Raw genomic sequence first — 23,302 nt, 5'->3', positions numbered from 1 at the left:
ATGGCGTAACCCTGGTAATTCGCCAGGGGGCAGCCCTCATTCCTGTTCCTTCACCATTGTTTTACCAATACTGGAACGATCACCCTGCGTTTTTTCTTTCTTTTCTTAAATGGATTGTGCTTTCCCTACCAGTTCAGGGAACTGGGTTGGGCCAAACGAAACATTCATGCGGGCGTTCCAGTGCAGGGTGGTACCGGCATCGCTCCAGCGGGCGGTGAGGGTAAGGTAGAAGGGCGAAGTGTGAAAACGCAACACTGCCCGATAGGTATCTGCCGAAATCCATGCCCCTGCTGCCATGACAGGTGCGGGCTGAGGCTGCAGGAAGCGCATCTTTCCCTCCACCCATTCCCCTGCGCCGCAGAGCACTTGCTGGGTGTCCCCGTTCATTTCCAGGGTCAGGGTAGAGCCATGGTCGGTAAACCCGAAGGTTGCCGCCTGGAGCTTCATCTCGTTTTCCGGGAAGACATAGCGTTTGCCGGTGACGCTGGCCGAGAGGTCAGGCGGGGTAATCCCTGTTGGGAGCGGCCGGGCCAGATGGGTGAGGCGCTGGTTGAGGGTTTGATGGAGGGAGGGGTCTTCTGGCAGGGGGGCAGACTGCATGGCGGGGAGCAGGTGCTTCCAGATGAGGTTGAGCACGGCCTGCATGTCGCCCACGCCTGCGGTGATGGCCAGGACGGCATCCTGGGATGGCATTACCAGGCAGAACTGCCCGAAGGCGCCATCGCCGCGGTAGGCACCATGCCGACAGCGCCAGAATTGATAGCCGTATCCCTGTTCCCAGTCGCTTTCGGGGTTACTGCCATTGGAAACCTGGCGGGAGGTGGCTTCTTCTACCCAGGTTTCTGGAACGATCTGTTTGCCTTCCCAGAGCCCTTTTTGCAGGAGCAACTGCCCGAAACGGGCAATATCTTCTGTGCGGATGGACAGTCCCCAGCCACCCACATTGATCCCGCGCGGGCAGGTTTCCCAGGTGGGATTTTCGATGCCCAGTGGCTCGAAGAGGCGGGGCTTGAGGTATTCGAGCAGGGTTGTGCCGGTCACTTTCTGGATGACCGCCGAGAGCATGTACGTGGCGCCACTGTTATACACAAAATGGGTGCCCGGTTTGTGTTCTACCGAGAGCGAAAGGAAGGCCCGCACCCAGTTACCGTCTTCGGCTGAAGTCATGCGCCCGGTGGTGTCTTCCTGGTGCCCGGTAGACATCGAGAGGAGCTGGCGCAGGCGCATGGCTTTGAGGTTTTCTGAAGGAGAGGGGGGAGCTTCTTCGGGAAAGAATTTCAGCACGGGGTCATCAATCGAGAGGCGACCCTCGGCGACCGCCAGACCAATGGCGGTGGAGGTGAAGCTTTTGCTGAGCGAAAACAGCATGTGCGGCAGATGAGGAGCGTAAGGCTTCCACCAGCCTTCTGCAGCCACCTTCCCGTGGCGCAGGAGCATAAAACTGTGCAGTTCGTCAAGGGCGGCTTCGGCTTCATCCACAAAGGCCAGAATGGCCCGGGAGGAAATACCCACCGCTTCAGGGGTGGTGCGTTGCAATGGATGGATAATCATGGAAACCTCCTTCCAGGGATCATCCATCATTATAGCCCCGAATTATCGGAAGGGGTCAGGCCTGGTCGAGCTGGCTGATGGCCTCGTAAAGGGTTTTGAACTCGCGGATGATGGCCGACTGGCGCAGAGAAATGAACTGGGCGATCGTCTGGCGGGTGCGTTCATCCGGGAAGAAGCGGATGCCCAGCCGGTAGCGCTGGCTGTGAAGTTCAGGGCGAAGGTTAATGAGGATGCCTCTGGCAGTGATCTGTCCGCTGGGCATCTCCTGCCCGGCCGGAACGCCGGGTTTGCGCTGGGCCTCACCCGGCTCCAGACCAAGGTTCAGCCCGCGAATTTGTTCCCGGCTGAAGCGTGTGGTCAGGTCGCCGGTGGTGATGGTGAGGTTTCCGGTCTGGCGGGCGGGGGTGACGCTGATGGGCAATTTGAGCGTCAGAGAAACTTCGACCCCTGGCTGGTAAAGCCGCGGAAGGAATAGAGAACGGTCCAGATACAACCCCAGACCTTCGGTGGATATATCTGCCAGCAAGCCCTGAACAGCAGAAAGGGCGTTCTTCAATCGAAGGTGAACGACGACCGGCTCTTCGGGCTGTACGCGAATCTGGTTACGCAGGCCGATTTTATTCCGGGCATATTGGAACCTGTGCAGGACAACACTCAGAGAAGAGGGGCGCAAAAAGGCAACCTGAGCCGCGATGGGCACGGCAATTTCGTCACCGACCAGGCAGGTTTCGCGGTTGAGGTACAGGCAGGCAATCTGGTAACGGTTGCAGCGTAATTCGGCGTAGTCAGAGCCGAGAGCTAAAATGGTAGCTTCATAAGAGACAGGCAAACCCTTGTAGTAGTTCTCCAGGCGGAGAACCGTTTCGTTCCGGGCGATCAATCGCAGCAGAGTGAGGATCTCAGTGGTATCGTCCACGCGGATTACCCCGGGCGAGAGAAGATCGGAGACAGGGCTGGGCCATGCTTTCTTTCTCCGGTTATGACTCACCGTAAAGTCTGACCGGTTGGGTCGAGTGGTTTCATCTCATAACGGATCTCGTAGTGGAGATGAGGGCCGGTGGAATTGCCTGTGTTGCCCGAAAGGCCCACTACATCACCGCGGGAGACGTGCTCGCCCATGCGCACGGGAATTTCGGAAAGATGGGCATAGTAGGTTCGATAGGGTCCATTTTCAACGATCACCAGATTGCCGTAACCCTGCCCGGTAGACATCGAGAGGAGCTGGCGCAGGCGCATGGCTTTGAGGTTTTCTGAAGGAGAGGGGGGAGCTTCTTCGGGAAAGAATTTCAGCACGGGGTCATCAATCGAGAGGCGACCCTCGGCGACCGCCAGACCAATGGCGGTGGAGGTGAAGCTTTTGCTGAGCGAAAACAGCATGTGCGGCAGATGAGGAGCGTAAGGCTTCCACCAGCCTTCTGCAGCCACCTTCCCGTGGCGCAGGAGCATAAAACTGTGCAGTTCGTCAAGGGCGGCTTCGGCTTCATCCACAAAGGCCAGAATGGCCCGGGAGGAAATACCCACCGCTTCAGGGGTGGTGCGTTGCAATGGATGGATAATCATGGAAACCTCCTTCCAGGGATCATCCATCATTATAGCCCCGAATTATCGGAAGGGGTCAGGCCTGGTCGAGCTGGCTGATGGCCTCGTAAAGGGTTTTGAACTCGCGGATGATGGCCGACTGGCGCAGAGAAATGAACTGGGCGATCGTCTGGCGGGTGCGTTCATCCGGGAAGAAGCGGATGCCCAGCCGGTAGCGCTGGCTGTGAAGTTCAGGGCGAAGGTTAATGAGGATGCCTCTGGCAGTGATCTGTCCGCTGGGCATCTCCTGCCCGGCCGGAACGCCGGGTTTGCGCTGGGCCTCACCCGGCTCCAGACCAAGGTTCAGCCCGCGAATTTGTTCCCGGCTGAAGCGTGTGGTCAGGTCGCCGGTGGTGATGGTGAGGTTTCCGGTCTGGCGGGCGGGGGTGACGCTGATGGGCAATTTGAGCGTCAGAGAAACTTCGACCCCTGGCTGGTAAAGCCGCGGAAGGAATAGAGAACGGTCCAGATACAACCCCAGACCTTCGGTGGATATATCTGCCAGCAAGCCCTGAACAGCAGAAAGGGCGTTCTTCAATCGAAGGTGAACGACGACCGGCTCTTCGGGCTGTACGCGAATCTGGTTACGCAGGCCGATTTTATTCCGGGCATATTGGAACCTGTGCAGGACAACACTCAGAGAAGAGGGGCGCAAAAAGGCAACCTGAGCCGCGATGGGCACGGCAATTTCGTCACCGACCAGGCAGGTTTCGCGGTTGAGGTACAGGCAGGCAATCTGGTAACGGTTGCAGCGTAATTCGGCGTAGTCAGAGCCGAGAGCTAAAATGGTAGCTTCATAAGAGACAGGCAAACCCTTGTAGTAGTTCTCCAGGCGGAGAACCGTTTCGTTCCGGGCGATCAATCGCAGCAGAGTGAGGATCTCAGTGGTATCGTCCACGCGGATTACCCCGGGCGAGAGAAGATCGGAGACAGGGCTGGGCCATGCTTTCTTTCTCCGGTTATGACTCACCGTAAAGTCTGACCGGTTGGGTCGAGTGGTTTCATCTCATAACGGATCTCGTAGTGGAGATGAGGGCCGGTGGAATTGCCTGTGTTGCCCGAAAGGCCCACTACATCACCGCGGGAGACGTGCTCGCCCATGCGCACGGGAATTTCGGAAAGATGGGCATAGTAGGTTCGATAGGGTCCATTTTCAACGATCACCAGATTGCCGTAACCCTGGTTGTTCCAACCGGCATACACCACTTTTCCATCCATGGTAGATTTCACCGCCGTGCCCACCGGGATGCCGAAGTCCAGTCCGTAATGGTGAGCATGATACCCCTGGGTGAGCACTCCCCCTACCGGGCGGCCTGAAGGAACGCCGGGGTCGCCCCGGGGCGATTCGTCCGGCCGGGTCGTGTCTACCTGATTGCTCACCTCCGGCGTGCCTGACTTATCTTCTTCGGTTCCTTCTTGAGTGGCTTGCAGGGAAAGGATCTTTTCCAGCAGGAGGAGCATGAGAGGGAGCATCAGTGAACCCACTCCGTTGTTGCTCTCTTCTGAAGACAGCCCTCCACCCAGCATTGCCATCGATAGCAGTTGCTGGAAAGAGGGATCGGCGCTGTTCCTCTGGGGTGCGGTGCTGGAAGAAGCTGAGAGGCCAGTGAGGACTTTTTGAACTGACAGAGGGTTATACGAATCGATCATACGGGCCTACTATATATGGAAAGCCCCTGCTTGTCTGTAAAACGGGCATTAATCTTTTTAAAAAAAGCGCAACCTCCGTTTACCTGCTCTTTACGCCATTTTCAGGAAGGTTTTACTGCCTCCCGGGAGGGGTAACGGTATAGTTGAAGCACCATGGACGGGTCTCTGGAGACTTCTTATCGGGAGTTAGATGGCATGACGGTGTCGCAATCGGGTCCGCCACCTTCGGACCTGAAATTTCGCAAGATCATGGGGAGAACTTACCTTCACCAGAACGATCTCGAGGCGGCTCTGGAGGTGTACCGTGGTATCTTGCGAGATTACCCTCAAGACGTCGATGCACTGCTGGTGATTGGCAATTTATACCTGGCCAGCGGTGATCCTCTCACGGCGCAGGCTCTTTATCAGCGTGCGCTGGAGATTGACCCGGCGAACCTGGCTGTTCGGCGTCAGTACGACCTGGCCGCGGCAGAATCGCCCTCGGTAGAGGCCGAGAAGGACCCCCTTGCTCCGGGGGCGGTTGGGCGTCTTCTGCAAAGGTTGATGGGAAAGCCCCCTCAATTGACCGATCACGCCATTGAAAAAGCCGCCCGCCTGCTGGAGCTGATCATTCACAGCGAAAGCCCCGCCGAACAGGTGGCTCTGCACTTAGAGGAAATTGACGATTTACTGCCCGCGCTCCTGGAACTCAATGTTCGTCAGGCAGAGCTGGATGGCCGCGCCGATTTAGCCGAAGGGTTACGGGCCTTACAGCAGAATATCCTGCTTCAGAAACAGGCCGAACAGGAAGAGGAAAAGCTGGCTCTGGAACAGGGAGGGGGTTCTCCCTCCTTTCATGGAAAAGTCCTGATCCTGGCACCTGATCCGGAGAACCTTTCGGGCCGAATGGCGCTTCTTGCCGAAGCCATCGAACAGTACGGCGGCAGGGTGCAAATTTCGGGGGCGTTTGAGGTTCAGGATGCCCGTTGTGCGGATGTGGTGATTGCCAGCAATCCCCATTCTGATCCGTCTCTGCTTGAAACCCTGGCCACCCTGGCGGCTTACAATGTGCCGATTCTTGTTGACCTTGATACCGATGTTGAAAATTTACCGGTTTCGCATCCTCTCTACGGAAAGATCGGTTTGAGCTCCCCCTCTCGTGCGCGGGGGTATACGGCCAGTTTATTCCTGGCCAGCCGGGTGGTGGTGAACTCACAGGCTCTGGCAGAGGTGATGTGCGAAGCGGGTCATCCTGCTCGATATATTCCGGATACCTGGAGCCGGAAGAACCCGCTCTGGGAGCAACGGTCTTCGGCGAGGAACACCTTTAACCTGGGATGGATGGGCAACCCCGGTCAGATGGAAGACCTGGCGATGGTGCGCAGGGTGGTGCTCCGTATTCTGCGTGAGTTTCCGCAGACTCAGGTGGTGATTATCGGTGATATGGCGGCCTATCGCCTGTTTGATGCTCTCCCTGAATCGCGGCGCGTGTATCTTCCATCCTTACCGGCCAGTGAACATCCCTATCTTCTGAGCCAGATGGATCTGCTCCTTGTGCCTCTGGGCAACCAGCCGTTTTACCGCACGGTTTCTGATACACCCCTTCTGGAAGCCGGGGCGCGGGGAATCCCGTGGGTTGCCTCACCGGTTCCAGCTTTTAGAGACTGGGGTGAAGGGGGGGTACTTGTGGAATCGCTTGAGGAGTGGCATCAGGTGCTGCGTCAGCTGGTGCTGGATGCGGAATATCGCCAGAACCTTTCTCGTGCGGGGCGCCTGACTGCTCTGAAGCGTGAGGTATCTCGCACAGGGCGGCTCTGGCTGCGAGTCATTCAGGAGGTTGTCGGAGCGAAGGAGCCCGAGAAGAAAGATCATTCGGGAGAGGCAATCGGAGTGCAGATAAGGTGAAGATCGTTTTTGCAGGTTCTTCTCGATGGATAGACCGTGAGAGCGTCGTTGGACGGTGCCGGAACCTTGCCGCCGCTCTGACGGAGAGTGGGCTTTACCAGGCGGTGGTGATCGAGCTGGAGGAGCTCCTTCGGAACAATGATCGGGCAGTTGCTGCCTGTGAGGCGGCTGACCTTTTGATCTTTCACCGGTTGATGGATGAGCGCGTGATCCAGGCCATTCCTTTCTGGAAAGCGCGGGGTAAAAAAATTATCATTGATCTCGATCATCCTCTTCCCTCTGCCGATTTCCGGGGTGAACGGATGCGGCGTTATTCGGGCTGGGAAATTCACGATTCAATCGCAGAGGAGAAATTTCGGAGCGGATTACGCATGGCGGATTTGATCACGGCTGGCTCACAGCGTCTGGCGGATGATTGTGCAGTGTACACCCGCTCCATTTACCTGCCAGATTATCTTGATCTGAACCGGTATTTAACGCCGCGTACGGAACATCCGGGGGAGGTGTGGGTTGGCCTTCCCCGTGAAGATGAAGCCAGCGAGTTTGCTTTTTTGCCCGATATGATCGCCATGCTGAATGAGGTAGGGCGACTTCGCCCGCAGGTGAGGTTCTTTGTACCTCATCCCGGCCTTTCATCCAAAGGGTTTGCAGGATTTGAGGAGCCCTGGTTTGTTCCCGTGGCCCTGACGTCTTTAGAAGAGTGGCCGCGCTTGCTTTCGGGGTTGGATGTGGGCCTTGCCCCTGCTGACGGGGTATCAGGGACGCGCATCGGGCGCAGGCGTGTGCTGGAGTACATGGCTGCCCGGGTGCCCTGGATTGCCAGCGATGTTCAACCGTATCATGAATTTGCGCGGTATGGCTGGCTGGTGAGGAACACACCTTATGAGTGGCGGCGGGCCATTCTTGAGGTGATTGATCATCTGGAGGGCTATCAGGCAGAGGCTGGTGGAGAGGCCTTCCTGGTTGCGCTGGGCCAGGATGTTCATGAAAACATTCATGCGATTGCAACAATCTATGCCAGTGTGATGTAGAAACTGGAGTGAGGCGACGATGGGAAAGAAAATTATTAACAAAGAAGTCGTGACCGGGGCCATTGACCCGACTACGGCGAAGATTAAACTACCGGTCATGATCTCGATTCCGGCGTGTTCCTTTCTCATGGGTACCAGCGATGAAGATATCATGCGCCTTCAACTCAAAGAGGCCGATTGGGCTTATGAATGGTCGGATAATGATCTTTTTGAAAGTGAGCAACCGCAACACGAGGTTCATGTTGAGGCGTTCGAAATTGCCAAACATCCGGTGACCAATGCGGAATATCATTATTTCATCTGGGATACCAGTTATCGGCTTCCTAAGGGGTGGAATGGTTTCAGCTACCCCGATGGGACTGCCCTGCACCCGGTGGTAGGGATTTCAAAAATTGACGCGGAAGCCTATATTGAGTGGTTGAATCGGCGTACGGGGCTGCACTTTCGGTTACCCACCGAGGCAGAATGGGAACTCAGTGCGCGCGGTGAGGATGGGCGGATTTACCCGTGGGGGAATACTTTTGATCCGTGGCGGTGCAATACATCGGAGAGCGGGAAGAAAGGCACCACGCCGGTTGGGGCGTACTCACCGGGCGGCGATAGCCTGTGGGGAGCTGTGGACATGGTGGGGAACGTCTGGGAGTGGACGAGTACCATCTTCATGCCCTACCCGTATGACCCGCTGGATGGCCGTGAAGAACAGCGCCTGGACGCGCGGTATGTCATCCGCGGGGGGGCGTGGTATTACTCTCGAAAACTGGCGCGCTGTGCGGCGCGTGAAGGAATGATGCCCAACCATTCTTCTCCATCCATTGGTTTTCGGCTCGCGCGAACTCCCGATGAATGAGGTCTTCTCAGCTTTTAGTGGTGGCAGAGAGATCGGGCAGAAGGATGGTGAAGGTGGTTCCAACCCCGGGCTGGCTGTCGACGAGAATATTGCCCCGGTGCTCTTTGATCACACGCAGGCAAACCGAAAGCCCCAGCCCGGTTCCTTTGCCGGCCGCCTTGGTGGTGAAGAAAGGCTCGAAGATCTTTGAGAGCTGTTCCCGGGGGATGCCCTTGCCGTTATCAGCGATCGTCACGCGGAACTCACCCTCGTGGTAGCGTGAGGTGATTGTAATGCGCCCGCCGGGATGGTCAATGGCATCGATGCCGTTGACGATCAGGTTGATCCATACCCCCTGCAGGTGATGCCTGCTGGCCATGAGTTCGGGCATGTCTTCCTGCAGGTCAAGCTTCACTTCGATGGCGCGTTGAACCAGCTCATGGTTGACAAGGGAAAGCGCCCCGCGAATGGTTTCATTCAGGTCGAGGAGTTCAAACTCGTATTTTTTCTCTTTTCGGGCAATGCCCAGCAGGTTGGTCACCACCTGAGAGGCGCGTACACCGGCCGTCTCGATCAGTTTCAGCGATTCGACCAGGTCTCGGTCGGTGGATGGAACATCGCGCAGGAGCATTTGAGAGTTGGCGATGATGGCGGCAAGGGGGTTGTTGATTTCATGGGCCACACCGGCGGCCAGCTGTCCCACAGCGGCAAGTTTCTCGGTCTGAATCAGGCTGGCTTCCAGGGTGCGCTTTTCAGTCACATCTTCTTCAAAGAGGATCACCTGATGAGGCAGGTTGGTTTGTTCCTGGATGGGAAAGGTGGTGATTTCCCATTCCACAAACCGTTCCTGGTCGTACCATTCACGCGCGTAGCGGCTGGTGATCACAGCAGAGGCGAAGGTCTCCATGGCCCGACAGCCGGGGCAGGGGTCCATGCGGTGATAAAACTGCTCGTAACACTTCCGCCCGACCAGTTCACTGGGGTGGCGGTTCACCCGCTGACTGCGCTTAAGGTTCACCGAGATCAGCACGTAATTTCGATCGATGATATACACCGACGCGGGAATGCTGTCGAAAAAGGTACGCAGGGTGTTCCGGGAATGAATGATTTCCCAGCGGCTGGCTTCGAGATCGGCGATGGTGATCTTCAGGCTCAACAACTGTCGCTGGGAGACAATGGCGTTGGCCAGCAGGCTGGAAGTGAGCTGAAGAAGGCTCTTCCGGTAGGGATCAGAGTCGTCCAGCCGGGGATTGACGAGCACGGCCATGCCCACCGGGTTGCGATTCGAAACGAGAAGAGAGAAAACGATGTTCTGAATCGAACCGCCCATGGAGGCATTTAACCAGGAGATGATCTGCCCGGCCGTTGGGGCTGCGGCTTCTGAAGCCTGAGGTTCCTGGCCGGATGGAAGGATGAAGGTGGAGCCTGTATCAAGGGTGGTGCGTTCTTCCCAGTTCCCGTTGGCATCGAGATGCTTCTGGATGGCCAGCCGGGGGTTGTGGTCATCGAGCAGGAAGAGCAGGGCATCCTCGGCCTGGAAGATGGTTTGCAGGCTCTGGAGGTACTGACGCTGGAGCAGGTGAGAATCGTATGCGTTGGTATAGGCATGGATCAGGGCCTGCAGGGCAGGCAGGATTTGCCCGTCGTTCGATACACTCTGGTGGAATTTGGAGGTATAAAGAGCGCGCCCCAGCGGTCGGAGCAAAGCCTGAGAGCGCAAACGATCTTCAGCTGTGAGCGGCCTTCCCCATAAAAATAAAACGGCCAGGGTTTCATCGTTAAAGGATACCGGCAAGGCTTCGCTGATCTCAAAAGGGTGCCCTGCGGGGAGAATTTCGGGGCGTTCGAGAAGATCTTGAGCGAAAAATGAGAGCGGGCTGGCGAGATTTTCTACCTGAGGCTGGAGGCTGAAGGGAATGTGGTGTGGTACCCAGAAAGGGGGTGTTCCATCGGCCAGGGGTTTGATGAACAGGGCCGCGCTTTCACGGTTGAGGGCATTCAATACCACATGCAATGCCTGGGTCAGGGTTGAAGGCAGGTCGGCGGGGTGGGCAAGCAAATCGGCAAGATACTCGGCGGTTTGCCAGTCATGGAGGGGAGCAGAGGTCATGAATCAAAGCCTACCGATCAGGATTCTTCTTCAGGTTGAATGGTGTACCCGTAGCCGGGCACAGTACGAATAAATTTCGGATTGCGAGGGTCTTCTTCGATGCGTTCTCGCAGATTCTTGATGTGAACCCGCACCAGGTCAGGGCTGCCAGCGTCACTGGGATAATCCCACACTTCATCCAGCAGGCGGGCGGGAGAGAAGATTTCTCCGGGGTGGCTCATGAGATGGTAGAGTAAATCATACTGCACAGGTGTGAGCCGGAATTTGCCAGTTTTTGGGCCCGAAAACTCGTAGGTGCGAGTGTTCAGGGTATAGGGCCCAATGGCAAGAATGCGGTCTTCCTTTCCGAGGGGAAGGGTTTTAACCTCTTCACCGGCGGAACGCACCTGGGAAGCCGCTTGAGAATCGGCATGCATTTGCCGGGTGCGCCGCAGAATGGCCCGAATGCGCAGGAGAAGCTCATCGACGTTGAAAGGCTTTCCCAGGTAGTCATCGGCACCAGCGCTGAGGCCGGTAATTTTGTCTTCGTCTTTTGCCTTTGCGGTAAGGAAGAGGATGGGAACCTCTGCGAGAAGTGTATCCTGGCGCATTTCCCGGCACACCGTGTAACCATCCATTCCGGGCATGATCACATCCAGAATGACCAGGTCGGGCGGCTCCCGCCGTGCCGCCTGAAGGCCCTCTACACCGGAGTGGGTGACTCTCACCCGGTATTCATTGCCGCGCAGGCAGCGTTCAATGGTTCTGGCAACGATCTCATCATCTTCAATAATTAAAATATCCGCCGGATTCATGTTCACTCCCCTTCAGGTAAAAAAATCTCAATCACAGTCGCATGATCTGTCCCGCTTACCTGCACCTGCCCGTTATGCCTCCGAAGAATTTCACGGCAGATGGTCAATTCCATGCCGGTGCCGGCTGGCAGGCTGGTTGGGATCATTTTAGGCTCGAAGAGAGCGATTCTTTCGTCTTCTGTAAGGATGAGGCCCTGCATGCTTATTTTAACCGTGATATAGGAATGGGTGGGGCCGGAAACCTCAAGATATAAGGATTTCTCCTGGTCTTTTTTATAGAGGGAAGGGATCCCCAGAAAGAAATTAAGCCAGAGGTCAATGAGCTGCTGGCGGTTGCCCCACACGAAAAGGGGTTCCTCTGGGAGGCTCATCTCCAGCCTGAGATGGTCCGCAAGAACTTGAGCGCTCGCCAGCAAGGCCGCCTGGCGGATGGTTTCCTGAATCGGCAGGCCTTCCCATTCATCTTTGGAGGCTTCTGAGAATTTCAGGAGCACGTCAATCACCTGCTGGGCGCGCCAGCCGGCCTGCTCGATGGCTTCAGCCGATTCATAAGCGGGGTCCGTTTTATCCAGGGATTGCCTGAGGATTTGCCCTTCAGCGATGATGGTGGTGAGGGGGTTACTGATCTGATGGGCCACGCTGGCGGCGAGCCGCCCCACCGAGGCCAGGCGGGCGGCTTCAGCCACCTGCTGATGAGCCATTTGCACCTCGGCTTCCATTTTCTTTCGATCGGTGATGTCGCGCCCGACGGCCTGATACTCGACCAGGCTGTTCGATGAATCGTCGATGCGGCGGATGCTCCACTCGTGCCAGCAAACTTCTCCCTGCGAGTTCAGGGCGCGATGAATGGAGCGGGCCGCGGGTTGTTCTCTGGTCAGGCTGGTGATCAGCGCGCGAACGGCCGGACGGTCTTCTTCCAGAATCTTTTCCAGGAAATTTCTGCCGATGAGCTGCCAGCGATTGGTCTGGAAGTAGTGGCAGCAGGCTTCGTTGACGAAGGTGAGAACACCATCGTCTTGGAAATGGCAGATCATTTCGGTCTGGTAATCCTCAACGATCGCCCGGTAACGCTCTTCGCTGGCTTTGAGCTTTTGATTCGCACGGATCTGGAGTAAGGTGCCCAGTAAGATGCGGCTGAAGGTGATGAGCACGTTCCCAAAGTTGTTTTCCCAGCCGGGCAGGTGGGCGGGTAAGTGGAATAGAAGCAGGCCGTAGTTTTGTCCCTGAGCGGTCAGGGGGAGGAGCACGATGCTTCCGCGGCTTTTCTTATGGCCAAGGATGGAAGCAAGGCCGGGGATGTTTCCGGTGGGCAGGATGGCAATTTGCCGGTGAAGAAGCAAAGGACGCAGCCAGGGAAATTCATCTAACGGGAGGATGTGAAGTGGACGATCAAGGGAAAGCTCAAGGGCAGGGAAATAGGCCCGGCTTTCGAGAATATCATTTTCGTTCAGAAAGAGGATGCCCTGGTTGGCCTGAATGAACGTGGAGATGGCCTCCAGAGCGTGGCTGAACTTGGGATGAGCCACCGATTCGGGGGTTTGAATGAAATCTGAAGAGAGCGACGCCAGCAGACGTTCTCCTTCGAGGCGCGTCTGTAATACCTGCTCGATCAGTTTGGCGGTTGTGATGTCACGTGAGACATCCATATACCCGGAGACCTGGCCTTCGCGATCGACCAGCGGGCTGATCACCGAGCTGATCCACAGTGTGCCGCGGTGGGGGGTCTCAAACTGGCGTTCTGCCTGGAGGTTTTCATCGGGGGGTAAACCTTTCCAGAGCACGGGGGTTGAAAACAGCGGGAAGAAATGCGTATCTACGGGTTTTCCCACCATCTGGTCGGCGCGGAGATTGTATAAATCAGCGGCGGCTTCGTTCCAGTAGGTGATGATTCCATCCGCTCCCCACACCACAACGGCATCCCGAAGGTTATCGAGGAGCATGGACTGGTAGCGGATTTTCTCCGAGGAGGAGCGCATGGTTTCCTGCACACGGCGCAACCGCACGGCACGCTCGATCAACCCGGGGAGTTCTGTGAAGGCATACTCTCCCTTGGTGAGGTAGTCAATGGCGCCATCCTGAATGGCTTGAGCGGCGACTTTCTCGTTCCCCTGGCCGGTCATCATCACCGTGGGGGGCATGTTGTTGTGGTCTTTCATCTGGCTGAGGATAGCCAGCCCGGTAGTTTCTCGCAATTGATAATCCAGAAAGAGGATATCGTACCGGGTGGAAGAGAGCCTGGGCCAGAAGTCCTGTTCGGTGCTGACCACGTCTACCACGCAATTGCACGAAATGCTCAAGTACTCCCGTAGCATTTCGCCAAGGGCTTCGTCGTCGTCGAACACGAGCACGCGATAAGTATCGTGACCCAAAGGGATACTCCGTCACAATTTTCTTGAGAAGCAAGGCTCATTATAGCAAGTTCTACCGGGCCGACTCTTTACAATCCATTAAGAGTTTTGCGGTTTTTTAGCCATTCTTTACTTTGCTTTCACGCCGGGTTTACATGAATGGACGCCGGGGTGTGTTAAATTCATCCTCGGAAGCCGGCTGATACGGCGGCTGGAAAGGATGCCATCGGTGATTCTGGTAACGCGCTTCAACGGTACGCAAATTTATCTCAATGCAGAATTGATCCAGTCCATTGAGGAAACGCCCGACACGGTCATCACCCTGACCAACGAAAAGAAATTCGTGGTTCGAGAAAGAGCTGATGAGGTGATCGAGCGGTTCATCGCTTACCAGCGGCAGGTACGCGGCCGGGTTTCCTCTGCCGGAGACATGCAGGAAGACACCCCGGCAACCATCGAGTAAGGAGAGAAGTATGGATATCGCAACCATTCTGGGTTTGGGCGGCGCTCTGGTGATCGTCATCGTAGTGTTGATCATGGATGGCGGCTCACCGGCAGAGTTGCTGGCCCATCCTTCGGCCATTTTGCTGACCTTCTTCGGGGCGATCATGGCGACCACGATCACCACGTCGTTGAGCACGCTCACCAAACTGCCAAAAATCCTGATTAAGGCCTTTACCACCCAGAAAGTGGATCATCATGAATCGATTGAGCAACTGGTGCACATGGCCGATCGCGCCCGCCGCGAGGGGCTGCTTTCGCTGGAGGAAGAAAGCCGGAAGATTGAAGACCCCTTTGTTCAGAAGGGGATCATGATGGTGGTAGATGGGGTGGACGCGGCTCAGGTGCGGGCGATCCTTGAGACCAATATTCAACAGATGCAATCCCGTCACCGGGCGGGAATTGGCTTTTTTGCGGCGGCAGGGGGGTTTTCTCCGACCTTTGGCATTATCGGTACAGTGATGGGGCTGATCTCGGTGCTCAAACAGCTCGATGATCCCAATGCACTGGCCCGCTCGATTGCAGGAGCCTTCCTGGCAACCCTGTGGGGGTTGTTGAGCGCCAACCTGATCTTTCTGCCGATGAGCGGAAAGTTGAAAGCCAAGAGTGAAGAAGAAGCTCACAACCGTTACATGCAACTGGAGGGCATTCTGGCCATCCAGGCCGGGGAGAACCCGCGTATCGTGCGTGAAAAACTGAATGCCTATCTGCCCCCTTCGGCGGTCAAAGGGGAAGAAGAGAAATCCTCTGCCGCGCCAGCGAAACAGGCGCGGACTGAAAAGGCAGGAGCGTAGGGTATGTCTCACGGTGGCGGCGGCGAAGGTGGCGAAAACAGCGAGCGCTGGCTGGTGAGCTATGCTGACTTCATCACCCTGCTGATGGTGATGTTCGTGGTGCTCTACTCGATGGGCCAGGTGGATGTGGAGAAGTATAAACGGCTGGCTGAGAGTATGCGTATGGCCTTCTCGCTTGGGGGGCCGGCCAAAGTGGTGGACTCTCAGATCAATCAGAGCGGCGGCAGTATGGAAAACGGTCAGCCCAAGCCCATTGTGGTGCCGGGCATTCCCGAAAGGCCGCCCCAGTCTGAAGAGGTTGCCGGGCAGTTAACACAGATGCTGGCCGGGTCTAACCTGGGCAATGAGGTGAGTGTACAGACCAATATCGAAGGGGTGCTGATATCCCTGAGCGAGAAGCTGGTCTTTTCGCCGGGGCGCTCGGAATTGCCCCCCGAAGTGCGCCCGGTGCTGGATACGATTGTGGCCATGATTCGGCAGATTGACAACCCGATCCGATTGGTGGGGCATACAGATGACTCTCCCTCTACCGACCCGCGTTACCCCACTCAATGGGAACTTTCAATCGCGCGTGCGATGGTGGTAGCGCAATACCTGATCGATTCTGGCATTGATCCCAGCCGGTTGACCGTGGCGGGGCGCGGGCCGTACGATCCCATCTTCCCGAATGATACGGAAGAACACCGCTCACTGAACGGGCGGGTGGATATTACGATCATCTATCAGGTCGAAAACAGCCTGATTGGCCCCAGCGAGATCAAAGTTGCACCCTGAACACCCTATCTGTGGAGAGACGCCGCATGAAAAAAGTTTTAGCGATCCTGAACATTGTAAGCAAAGTGATGACCACGCTGGTGACCACTGTGATTGCGGTCATTTCTCTGGCCACGGCGTATATCGTGTTCGCGCCGGATGAATTTCCCAAGCCCTTCCGACTGATGTATAGCGATAGCGGGGCGCCGTTATTGGGGGGGCACGGGTCAAATGTGGTGGCGGCCAGCCAGCCCACCGTCGAACCGACCCCCGAGCCCTTAAAGCCGGGGCAGGGTGTAATGTTCAATATGTCCACCAAGATCATCAATCTGGCCGATCCATCGGGGCGCAAATACATCCGGTTGACGATTGTATTGGAATTTGCCCCCCCCAGTGAGACCACCACTGCAAAAAGCAGCGGAGGCGGGCATGGGACTGAGGCGGCTTCGGCGACCGATGATTTTGCTGCCCAGATTAATGCCCGCATGCCTATTATGGACGATGCGGTTATTACCTTGCTTTCAACCAAGTCTTTTGATGATCTTTATACCGCTGAAGGAAAGGAACGTCTGCGTCAGGAATTGATGCAAGCCATTGCCGAGCGTGTTCCGGAGTATCAGTTGATTTCTATCTACTTCACAGAATTCGTGGTGCAGTAACCATGTTATCGCAATCGGAAATTGATGCATTACTCGCGGGGGCGATTGAGCTCGATCAGAAGGACGGTTCGGAGACCGTCAATCTGGCCGAGTTAATCAATCAGACCGGGGCGCCGAAACCGGAAGAAACCAAAGGCAAAAAGATCACCGCCTACAACTTCTGGTCGCCCGACCGCTTCTCCAAGGAACAGATGCGGGCGGTGGAGCTGGTGCATGAGGATTTGACTGAGCGCCTGACAACTTCCCTGCCGACTTTCCTGCGCACCACGGCGCGTCCGCGCCTGGTGCATACCGAACAGGGACGTTTTCACGATTTCATCAAAGATTTCCCCCCCAATTCTCTTTTCCACATGCTTAACCTGGCCCCTCTCCCCGGGCAAATGGTGATCACCCTCAGCCCGAACATCAGCATTATGATCCTTGAACAGCGTCTGGGAGGGAAAATCGAGGGGGCGTCGACCGAACGCCCGTTGACTGAGATTGACCAGTCGCTTTTGCGAGGGCTGGTGGAGCATATGATCGGGGATATCAAGGCGGCCTGGAGCAAGGTGGTCAATGTGGAGCCAACCCTGGAAGACAGCACCACCAACCAGCACTGGGTGCAGATGGTGATGGGCAATGAACGGGTGATGTTGCTCACGTTTGAATTGCAAATTCAGGGCGTGACCGGCACGATGAGCATGTTCATCCCCTTTACCACGCTGAAGCCCATTGCCAACGTGCTTAACCCCCATATCTGGATTGCTGGCCGAAAGTCGCTTCAGGTAGATCCGTCCGCGCGGCAGGCGGCCATGGCGAGCGTCAGCCGGGTGATGCTGCCGATTCGGGTGATTCTGGGGAATGCCAGCCTCTCACTGCGCGAAGTGGTAGAGCTTCAGGTGGGGGATGTTATTCAATTAGACACAGGCCTGCGCGACCAGCTGGTGGTGCTGGTTTCAGGAAAGAAACAATTTACCGGAAAGGTGGGCCGCTCGGGCAACCACCTGGCCGTTCAGGTGACCGGTGTTATCCGTGATTCATCCGAGTCACAGCAAGAGGATTAAGGAGTGAGCCACATGAGTGATCAAAATGAATTGGTGCATGAGAATATCGGGGCAGTCTCCAGATTGGGGGAGGGTAATGGCAACGGAAAATCTCTGGGTGACCTGGGAAACATTGATTTATTGCTGGATGTTCCTCTGCGGATCACTGTTGAACTGGGGCGCACGCGATTGCAGTTGCGGCAGGTCATTGAGCTTCAGCAGGGCTCGGTGATTGAGCTTGACCGTCTGGCAGGAGACCCGGTGGATATCTTTATTAATGAGCGGCTCTTTGCACGCGGCGAGGTGATTGTGGTGGACGATAAATTTGGCGTGCGCATTACCGAGTTGATTTCACCCAACGGTGAGAAAGGTGCCGCCTGATGATGGCGATGATGGACTGGTTTCGCACCCGGTGGCAGAAGTGGACCCGCCGCCAGAAAGGCACGGCCGTCCTGGCCGGGGTAAGCGTGTTGATGACTGGCCTGTTCTTCCTGACCGACGGGCCTGCTTCCGGGGCCGACCAGCCCCTGGACGGTGGCGGGCTTTTTTACCTGGGCGTTTTCTTGAAGCTGGTGGCGGTGTTGTTGCTCTTCGTGGGTGGGGCGGTCATCCTGCGGCGCTGGCAGAGTGGCAGGCGCGGAGGCGGGCGTACCCGGCAGTTACGGGTGGTGGAGTCTGTAAGGCTTTCTCCGCGCCAGGCATTACACCTGGTCGAGGTGGGAAACCGCCGCCTGTTGATTGGCGCCACCGACCAGACCATCGCTTTCCTTTCGGTGGTGGAAAATGCTGAATCTTCAGCGTGCCCCGAAGAAGCAAGCACCACCCTTGATTTTGGATCGCTCCTGTACGCTTTCCAGCGCGAGGGAGCGCTATCTACCCCTGAACAGCCTGTCAGCCGGAGTTGATTTTCCATGTTTTCTCCTCGTGGCTTTCTTTCTTCCTGGAGTACTGACCGCAGACGGATGACTTCGCTTGTGCTGGTGCTGCTGGTGTTCGCTTCAGCGGCTCTCAGCGGCTGTTCGGCAGACCCGGCTCTTTCGGCTCCGGGGGTGACCCTGACAGTTGACCCGCAGGGAAGCCCCAAACAGGTGACCTCCGGGGTTCAATTGCTTGTGCTGCTTACCGTCCTGTCGCTGGCACCGGCGATTTTGATTCTGGCGACATCTTTTACGCGCATTGTCATTGTCCTTTCAATGTTGCGCAGTGCCATCGGCACACCTTCCATACCGCCCAATCAGGTGATCATTGGCCTGTCTTTGTTGCTGACGTTTTTTATTATGGCGCCGGTTTACCAGAAGATCGATCAGACGGCCATTCAGCCCTATCTCCGGCAGGAGATGGATCAGCAGACGGCCTTTAAAACGGCGGTTCAGCCGGTGCGTGAATTCATGTTCAAGCAAACGCGGGAGAAAGATATTCAGCTCTTTCTGGAACTGAGCCACCAGGAACGTCCCCGCTCTCTGGATGATATTCCCACCACGGCACTGTTCCCGGCCTTTGTCATCAGTGAATTGCGGACTGCCTTTACCATGGGGTTCGTCATTTTTGTGCCCTTTCTGGTCATCGATCTGGTGGTTTCGAGCGTCCTTCTTTCCATGGGAATGATGATGCTCCCACCTTCGCTGGTTTCACTGCCTTTCAAGTTGTTGCTTTTTGTGATGGTGGATGGCTGGTATCTCATCACACGTAGCCTGGCGCTCAGTTTCCTGGGTGGGTGAGGAGGAAACCATGACTGAATCGTATGTGCTTTCACTGGCGCAAGATGCGGTGTCCATCACTCTGTTACTGGCCGGGCCGGTTTTACTGGTCAGTCTGTTGATCGGCAGTCTGGTCAGTCTGGTGCAGGCGGCCACTTCGATCAATGAGGCGACCATGACCTTTGTTCCGAAGATCATCGGGATTGTGGCTGTTTTATTATTGCTCGGTTCGTGGATGCTTCAGCAGATTCTGGTCTTCACAACCAATTTATTCAACAGCCTTCCAGGATTGGCGCATTGAGTGTGGAGGAAATGAGCCCATGTTGAGTGAAGTGGTGGAGGAGATCCTGCAATCTGTAGAGCGGCTGCGCCCCATGCCGACCAGCGTCACACGCATTCTTAAAGAGCTTGAGAGTGAAGGGGTCGGCGCGGCGACGATTGCTGAATATGTGGGGCTTGATCAGGCGCTTGCGGCACTGGTACTGCAAATGGCCAATTCAGCCTCCATGGGGTATGCGCGCACCTGTTCCAGCCTGAAAGAGGCCGTGGTGCGGATTGGTTTCAAGCGGCTCAGATCACTGTTACTCGTCTCACCTTCGGTGAACTCGATGAAAGGCTCTCTGCGTGGGTATCGCCTGGGGGCGGGTGATCTGTGGAATCATTCCCTTTTCACGGCCATGGCCGCCGAATCACTGGCCGCCATTTTGAATGATGAGGACCCCGAACAGGCTTACGTGGCGGGTTTACTGCACGACCTGGGAAAGCTGCTTCTCGATCAATACGTCCTCTCGGATTACGGCAAGATCGTTGAATTCATCCAGCACTATCGCCTGCCGCTTTCAACGGTAGAAGAAAAGCTGATCGGGATTGATCACGCGCGGGTGGGAGCGTTGATCGGAGAGCGCTGGCAATTCCCGCCTGAACTGGTGAGCGCCATTCGTTACCATCATAACCCACCCGCCGCCCGGCATGGTGCCCGGCTTGCGGCCATTGTCAACCTGGCCAATGTCATCGTCATCCGGCAATATCATGCACAGTCGGGGCTTTTTGATGATAGCCTGCACCCCGAAACGCTCGCGATTCTGAATCTGGATGCCGGGCGTGTGGAAGTGGTGAGCAGCCGGGTGATCAGACGCATGGAGCAGATGGCCTGATATGGAAGACGCGAAAGCCCGCATGCTTGTTCTGATGGCTGACCGATTACAGCGAGACTGGGTGGTTTTAACCCTGCGCCGGGCCGGATATGAGGTGCAGGCCTGCACCAAACCTCCGGAGGTGGAAGCGATTCTGGAACAGAAGCGCCCCACGTTGCTGCTGGTTGACAGCTACCTGCCCGGATGGGATGCCTTTGCCTGGCTTGAGCGGTGGCGAGAGGCTGGCTGGTTGATGGGGGTGGGGGTAATCGTCCTTTCGGCGCTGGCGTTTGCCCCGGTAGTACGGCGCAGTGCTCAGCTTGGGGCACTGGATTTTATCGTGAAGCCGACGACTTCCGATACTTTATGTCAGCGGGTAGAACGGGCGCTCATGAAGGTGTGGGCGCCTTTTCCATCGATGAGTGTTCCGTGGAAAAACCATGAAACGCATTTTCAAACAAGGGAGTAAAGTCTATGAACCTGGGGAGTATTGATGGGGGAGCTGTCAGAGCAAAGGTTGTGCAATTCTGGCAGTCGTTGCGTGGCAGGTTGATCCTGCTCTTCTTGCTGGCGTCGCTGGTGTCGCTCGTGGTTGTGGGAGTCAGCGTGTACCTGCAGACGCGTTCAGCGCTGGAAAGCGCGGTAGAAACCAGCCTGGCTGAACTGTCCGACCTGAATCAGGCGACCTTCGAGCGCTGGCTTGAGTCGCGCAAGCGCGATATTCAACTGGTGGCCAGCGATACAAGGCTGCAAACCATGAACGACTTTTATGCCAAGTCGGTGCTCGATGTGTACTTCAAGCAGCTGGCTATCTATGAGACGCTGGCCGTTTTTAAGCCCGATGGCAGTTCGCTCATGATCGTTGAGCCGGGCACCATTGACCAGAGTGCGGCGCAAGCGGCACAGGTGAGCCGGAGCATCGCCGACCGGGAGTATTTTCAGGAGGTGATGAAAGAGGGGAAAACGGTCATCTCACAGCCGGTCTTTTCAAAGGGCACCGGGAACCTGGTGCTGGTGATTGTGACACCCATTCAGGCTTATGGTAACACGGTGGGAGTGGTGCTGGGAACGGTGCCGATGAGTGATATTCAGGCTCAGCTCACCACTGCACGCGTGGGTGAAACCGGCGATGTGTATCTGATTAACCGTGAGGGTTTGCTGGTGAGCAAAACGCGCTTCGAAGATGAGTTGAAGCAGGCCGGGCAGATCAAGGAGCGCAGCGAGCTGGAGTTGAAGGATACCACCGAGGGAGCAAAGCGGGCGCTCCAGGGCGAAGATGGGGAAGCCATTTATACCGGTCTTCGCGGCACTGAGGTAGTGGGGGTGTACCGTTATGTGCCTTCCATGCAGTGGGGGTTGATCGCTACACAGGATACCTCGGAGGCATTTCGCAGTGCAGATCACTTACGCAATATCCTTGTTGTGATCATCCTGCTCTCCGCAGGGGTAGCGGCGGTGATGGCGTTCGTATTTGCCAACCGGATAGCCCGACCCGTCGAAGAGATGACTGCAGTGGCCGAGGCCCTCTCGCTGGGCAGGGTCGATTTAGAGGTGAAGCACACCGGCAAGGATGAAATTGGACGGCTGGCCGATTCCTTCCGCCGCATGATCGACTACCTCAAACTGATGGCCGGTTATGCTCGCAGTCTTGCGGAACGCGATTTTCGCATCAACGTCGAGCCGCAGTCGGCTGAAGACGCTCTGGGGAATGCCTTCCAGAAGATGGTTGTGTCCTTGCAAGATGCCCTGCAAGAGGTGGCCAGTAATGCCAGCAGCCTTAAAGCCGCGGCGGAACAGCTTGCGCTGGCTTCCAATCAGGCTGGAATGGCCACCTCGCAAATTGCGGCGACCATTCAGCAGGTGGCCCGGGGAATCACCCAGCAATCGGAGGCTTCTAACCGGGCGGCTGGCTCGGTGGAACAGATGGCACGCGCTATTGACCTGGTAGCCAGCGGGGCGCGCGAACAAACCCAGGTGGTTGACACGGTGGTGCAAATCACCGACCAGCTCTCGGCGGTGCTCGAACAGGTAGCCGGAAACGCCAGTGCCGCTACCGAAGGCTCATCCAGTGCTTCTCGTGCTGCCCGTGAAGGGAAGGAGACCGTGCAACAAACTCTGAACGGGATGGAAACTATCCGTTCGAAGGTGAATCTCTCGGCAGAAAAAGTGCAGGAAATGGGCAACCGCTCCAGCCAGATCGGTATCATTGTGGAAACGATCGAGGATATTGCCTCTCAGACCAATCTGCTGGCGCTCAATGCCGCCATTGAGGCTGCACGCGCCGGTGAGCATGGTAAGGGGTTCGCTGTGGTGGCTGACGAGGTGCGCAAGCTGGCCGAACGTTCAGGGCAGGCCACACGTGAGATCGCGGGGCTGATCAAATCCATTCAGAGTACAGTCGATGAAGCAGTGAACGCCATGCAGGAGAGCGCAAGAGAGGTCGAAGCCGGGGTGGCGCGAGGGGGTATGGCCGGTGAGGCCCTGGATGCGATTCTCCAGTCGGCAGAAATGGTCAACCGCCAGGCAGAAGAGGTTTCTACGGCAGTGGCTCACATGCAACAGTTATATGCGCGCCTGCTGGATGCCACCAATCGCGTAGCGGGAGTGGTGCAGCAATACAGCGCTTCGGCCGAGTCCATGGCGGCTGGCTCGAGTGAGATCACGCTTTCGATGGAGAACATCGCCAGCGTCAGCGAGGAGAATTCAGCCGCGGTAGAAGAAATTTCGGCTTCTACCGAAGAGATGACGGCACAGGTTGAAGAGGTGAATGCTTCTTCGCAATCGCTGGCCGAGATGGCGCGAGAATTGCAGGAAGTCGTCAACCTTTTCCGGTTGAACGGTCACCAGTAGACAGGTTAAGTTTCTTGGCGCTGAAGAGCCAGGGTGTTTTCCTGGCTCTTCAGCTTTTACGCCATATTTAGCAGGGCTTCACCTGTCTTTTACGGCTTTTACCGCCTGGTTGGGGTATCCT

General features: G+C 56.5%; 23 protein-coding genes. 15 read left to right on the top strand and 8 right to left on the bottom strand.

The genetic code is table 11. The features are described from left to right. Positions 1–105 precede the first annotated feature (105 nt). The 5 genes from ATHL_RS13910 to ATHL_RS13890 form a co-directional block, all read right to left on the bottom strand. Positions 106–1,551: a serine hydrolase domain-containing protein gene (locus tag ATHL_RS13910; protein WP_114679505.1), complete on the bottom strand. Its 1,446-nt coding sequence runs from the start codon at positions 1,549–1,551 to the stop codon at positions 106–108. 55 nt (positions 1,552–1,606) lie between these two features. Beyond that, complete coding sequence (locus tag ATHL_RS13905; protein ID WP_162787719.1) at positions 1,607–2,467, bottom strand: hypothetical protein; 861 nt, start codon at positions 2,465–2,467, stop codon at positions 1,607–1,609. 68 nt (positions 2,468–2,535) lie between these two features. Continuing rightward, the gene (locus ATHL_RS13900; protein WP_062195067.1) at positions 2,536–3,111 is read right to left on the bottom strand and encodes a peptidoglycan DD-metalloendopeptidase family protein; all 576 of its coding nucleotides are present in this window, start codon (positions 3,109–3,111) and stop codon (positions 2,536–2,538) included. 55 nt (positions 3,112–3,166) lie between these two features. Further along, entirely contained in the window at positions 3,167–4,027 is an 861-nt protein-coding gene (locus ATHL_RS13895; protein ID WP_162787719.1) for a hypothetical protein, read from the bottom strand. Positions 4,028–4,095: 68 nt separating this feature from the next. Further along, on the bottom strand, positions 4,096–4,779 hold the full coding sequence (locus tag ATHL_RS13890) for a M23 family metallopeptidase (protein ID WP_062195061.1): 684 nt from the start codon (positions 4,777–4,779) through the stop codon (positions 4,096–4,098). A 153-nt stretch (positions 4,780–4,932) separates the two neighbouring features. Here ATHL_RS13890 and ATHL_RS13885 point away from each other — a divergent pair, with 153 nt between their 5' ends. Genes ATHL_RS13885 through ATHL_RS13875 form a run of 3 tightly spaced genes read left to right on the top strand, consistent with a single transcriptional unit; the run spans position 4,933 to position 8,541 of the window. Next, positions 4,933–6,663, top strand: coding sequence for a tetratricopeptide repeat protein (locus ATHL_RS13885; RefSeq protein WP_062195059.1), 1,731 nt, complete (start codon positions 4,933–4,935; stop codon positions 6,661–6,663). After that, positions 6,660–7,694 carry a glycosyltransferase family protein gene (locus ATHL_RS13880; RefSeq protein WP_062195056.1) on the top strand — a complete coding sequence of 345 codons (1,035 nt, stop codon included), beginning with the start codon at positions 6,660–6,662 and terminating at the stop codon, positions 7,692–7,694. The genes ATHL_RS13885 and ATHL_RS13880 overlap by 4 nt, the downstream gene beginning before the upstream one ends. Before the next feature lie 19 nt (positions 7,695–7,713). Further along, complete coding sequence (locus ATHL_RS13875; RefSeq protein WP_062195053.1) at positions 7,714–8,541, top strand: formylglycine-generating enzyme family protein; 828 nt, start codon at positions 7,714–7,716, stop codon at positions 8,539–8,541. A gap of 7 nt (positions 8,542–8,548) precedes the next feature. On the opposite strand, the gene ATHL_RS13870 is transcribed toward ATHL_RS13875, so the two are convergent. Genes ATHL_RS13870 through ATHL_RS13860 form a run of 3 tightly spaced genes read right to left on the bottom strand, consistent with a single transcriptional unit; the run spans position 8,549 to position 13,793 of the window. Then, entirely contained in the window at positions 8,549–10,630 is a 2,082-nt protein-coding gene (locus ATHL_RS13870; RefSeq protein ID WP_062195051.1) for a PAS domain-containing sensor histidine kinase, read from the bottom strand. Positions 10,631–10,647: 17 nt separating this feature from the next. Further along, entirely contained in the window at positions 10,648–11,424 is a 777-nt protein-coding gene (locus ATHL_RS13865) for a response regulator transcription factor (RefSeq protein WP_062195048.1), read from the bottom strand. A 2-nt stretch (positions 11,425–11,426) separates the two neighbouring features. After that, on the bottom strand, positions 11,427–13,793 hold the full coding sequence (locus ATHL_RS13860; RefSeq protein WP_084001461.1) for a hybrid sensor histidine kinase/response regulator: 2,367 nt from the start codon (positions 13,791–13,793) through the stop codon (positions 11,427–11,429). A 208-nt stretch (positions 13,794–14,001) separates the two neighbouring features. On the opposite strand from ATHL_RS13860, the gene ATHL_RS13855 reads away from it, so the two are divergent. Genes ATHL_RS13855 through ATHL_RS13800 form a run of 12 tightly spaced genes read left to right on the top strand, consistent with a single transcriptional unit; the run spans position 14,002 to position 23,181 of the window. After that, positions 14,002–14,235 carry a flagellar FlbD family protein gene (locus ATHL_RS13855; RefSeq protein WP_062195082.1) on the top strand — a complete coding sequence of 78 codons (234 nt, stop codon included), beginning with the start codon at positions 14,002–14,004 and terminating at the stop codon, positions 14,233–14,235. 10 nt (positions 14,236–14,245) lie between these two features. Continuing rightward, positions 14,246–15,067: a motility protein A gene (locus tag ATHL_RS13850; protein WP_084001459.1), complete on the top strand. Its 822-nt coding sequence runs from the start codon at positions 14,246–14,248 to the stop codon at positions 15,065–15,067. 3 nt (positions 15,068–15,070) lie between these two features. Then, the gene (locus ATHL_RS13845) at positions 15,071–15,841 is read left to right on the top strand and encodes an OmpA/MotB family protein (RefSeq protein WP_062195043.1); all 771 of its coding nucleotides are present in this window, start codon (positions 15,071–15,073) and stop codon (positions 15,839–15,841) included. Between the two features lie 26 nt (positions 15,842–15,867). After that, a complete protein-coding gene (locus tag ATHL_RS13840; protein ID WP_062195040.1) occupies positions 15,868–16,479 on the top strand; it encodes a flagellar basal body-associated FliL family protein in 612 nt (203 codons plus the stop codon). A 2-nt stretch (positions 16,480–16,481) separates the two neighbouring features. After that, complete coding sequence (fliM, locus tag ATHL_RS13835; RefSeq protein ID WP_062195038.1) at positions 16,482–17,522, top strand: flagellar motor switch protein FliM; 1,041 nt, start codon at positions 16,482–16,484, stop codon at positions 17,520–17,522. 12 nt (positions 17,523–17,534) lie between these two features. Further along, positions 17,535–17,882: a flagellar motor switch protein FliN gene (fliN, locus tag ATHL_RS13830; RefSeq protein WP_062195033.1), complete on the top strand. Its 348-nt coding sequence runs from the start codon at positions 17,535–17,537 to the stop codon at positions 17,880–17,882. Next, the gene (gene fliO, locus ATHL_RS13825; RefSeq protein WP_062195031.1) at positions 17,882–18,406 is read left to right on the top strand and encodes a flagellar biosynthetic protein FliO; all 525 of its coding nucleotides are present in this window, start codon (positions 17,882–17,884) and stop codon (positions 18,404–18,406) included. The genes fliN and fliO overlap by 1 nt, the downstream gene beginning before the upstream one ends. A 6-nt stretch (positions 18,407–18,412) precedes the next feature. Continuing rightward, positions 18,413–19,219 (top strand): flagellar type III secretion system pore protein FliP, encoded by an 807-nt coding sequence (gene fliP / locus ATHL_RS13820; RefSeq protein ID WP_114679504.1) that lies wholly within the window; start codon positions 18,413–18,415, stop codon positions 19,217–19,219. Between the two features lie 10 nt (positions 19,220–19,229). Continuing rightward, positions 19,230–19,499, top strand: a complete 270-nt coding sequence (gene fliQ, locus ATHL_RS13815) for a flagellar biosynthesis protein FliQ (protein WP_062195028.1) — start codon at positions 19,230–19,232, stop codon at positions 19,497–19,499. A gap of 19 nt (positions 19,500–19,518) precedes the next feature. Next, positions 19,519–20,352, top strand: a complete 834-nt coding sequence (locus ATHL_RS13810) for an HDOD domain-containing protein (protein WP_062195025.1) — start codon at positions 19,519–19,521, stop codon at positions 20,350–20,352. Between the two features lies 1 nt (position 20,353). Then, on the top strand, positions 20,354–20,800 hold the full coding sequence (locus ATHL_RS13805) for a response regulator (protein WP_062195022.1): 447 nt from the start codon (positions 20,354–20,356) through the stop codon (positions 20,798–20,800). Positions 20,801–20,805: 5 nt separating this feature from the next. Continuing rightward, positions 20,806–23,181: a methyl-accepting chemotaxis protein gene (locus ATHL_RS13800; protein WP_062195013.1), complete on the top strand. Its 2,376-nt coding sequence runs from the start codon at positions 20,806–20,808 to the stop codon at positions 23,179–23,181. The last annotated feature ends 121 nt before the right edge of the window (positions 23,182–23,302 follow it).

Source organism: Anaerolinea thermolimosa, assembly GCF_001050195.2.
Classification (GTDB): domain Bacteria; phylum Chloroflexota; class Anaerolineae; order Anaerolineales; family Anaerolineaceae; genus Anaerolinea; species Anaerolinea thermolimosa.
This window is presented reverse-complemented; position numbering and strand designations above follow the sequence as displayed.

Coding starts and splice junctions, on each gene's coding strand:
- ATHL_RS13885 (WP_062195059.1), top strand. CDS start 4,933: ATGGACGGGTCTCTGGAGACTTCTTATCGGGAGTTAGATGGCATGACG.
- fliQ (WP_062195028.1), top strand. CDS start 19,230: ATGACTGAATCGTATGTGCTTTCACTGGCGCAAGATGCGGTGTCCATC.
- ATHL_RS13900 (WP_062195067.1), bottom strand. CDS start 3,111: ATGATTATCCATCCATTGCAACGCACCACCCCTGAAGCGGTGGGTATT.
- ATHL_RS13890 (WP_062195061.1), bottom strand. CDS start 4,779: ATGATCGATTCGTATAACCCTCTGTCAGTTCAAAAAGTCCTCACTGGC.
- ATHL_RS13850 (WP_084001459.1), top strand. CDS start 14,246: ATGGATATCGCAACCATTCTGGGTTTGGGCGGCGCTCTGGTGATCGTC.
- ATHL_RS13845 (WP_062195043.1), top strand. CDS start 15,071: ATGTCTCACGGTGGCGGCGGCGAAGGTGGCGAAAACAGCGAGCGCTGG.
- ATHL_RS13875 (WP_062195053.1), top strand. CDS start 7,714: ATGGGAAAGAAAATTATTAACAAAGAAGTCGTGACCGGGGCCATTGAC.
- fliP (WP_114679504.1), top strand. CDS start 18,413: ATGTTTTCTCCTCGTGGCTTTCTTTCTTCCTGGAGTACTGACCGCAGA.
- ATHL_RS13810 (WP_062195025.1), top strand. CDS start 19,519: ATGTTGAGTGAAGTGGTGGAGGAGATCCTGCAATCTGTAGAGCGGCTG.
- fliN (WP_062195033.1), top strand. CDS start 17,535: ATGAGTGATCAAAATGAATTGGTGCATGAGAATATCGGGGCAGTCTCC.
- fliO (WP_062195031.1), top strand. CDS start 17,882: ATGATGGCGATGATGGACTGGTTTCGCACCCGGTGGCAGAAGTGGACC.
- ATHL_RS13805 (WP_062195022.1), top strand. CDS start 20,354: ATGGAAGACGCGAAAGCCCGCATGCTTGTTCTGATGGCTGACCGATTA.
- ATHL_RS13840 (WP_062195040.1), top strand. CDS start 15,868: ATGAAAAAAGTTTTAGCGATCCTGAACATTGTAAGCAAAGTGATGACC.
- ATHL_RS13910 (WP_114679505.1), bottom strand. CDS start 1,551: ATGATTATCCATCCATTGCAACGCACCACCCCTGAAGCGGTGGGTATT.
- fliM (WP_062195038.1), top strand. CDS start 16,482: ATGTTATCGCAATCGGAAATTGATGCATTACTCGCGGGGGCGATTGAG.
- ATHL_RS13800 (WP_062195013.1), top strand. CDS start 20,806: ATGAACCTGGGGAGTATTGATGGGGGAGCTGTCAGAGCAAAGGTTGTG.
- ATHL_RS13865 (WP_062195048.1), bottom strand. CDS start 11,424: ATGAATCCGGCGGATATTTTAATTATTGAAGATGATGAGATCGTTGCC.
- ATHL_RS13870 (WP_062195051.1), bottom strand. CDS start 10,630: ATGACCTCTGCTCCCCTCCATGACTGGCAAACCGCCGAGTATCTTGCC.